The organism is Microbacterium sp. C448, from assembly GCF_000582705.2.
GTDB lineage: Bacteria > Actinomycetota > Actinomycetes > Actinomycetales > Microbacteriaceae > Microbacterium > Microbacterium lacus_A.
In genome coordinates, this window is sequence record NZ_HG779812.1 from 2,960 (window position 1) to 3,326 (window position 367).

Genomic DNA, 367 nt, shown 5'->3' on the forward strand with positions numbered 1-367 from the left:
GCATTGTGCCCAAGCCCTACCCGACCGAGTTCCGTGATGACGTCGTGCGCGTCGCGCGGAACCGTGAGCCCGGAGTGACGATCGAGCAGATCGCGAAAGACTTCGGCGTTCACCCGATGACGTTGCAGAAGTGGTTGCGTCGCGCCGACGTCGACGAGGGTGCCAAGCCCGGCCAATCCCGTGTCGAAGGGGCTGAGCTGCGGGAGGCGCGGAAACGGATCCGGCTGCTGGAGCAGGAGAACGAGGTGTTGCGTCGAGCGGCGGCGTATCTGTCGCAGGCGAACCTCCCGGGAAAAGGTTCTACCCGCTCGTGACGGAGCTCGCCGCCGCAGGGATTCCTGTGACGGTGACGTGTCGGGTGCTCAAG

General features: G+C 65.7%; 1 pseudogene (only partly in view). It reads left to right on the forward strand.

The features are described 5' to 3' along the window. The first annotated feature begins 5 nt into the window (after nucleotides 1-5). Nucleotides 6-367, forward strand: a pseudogene (locus MIC448_RS15130) (IS3 family transposase); it runs 821 nt beyond the window's last position.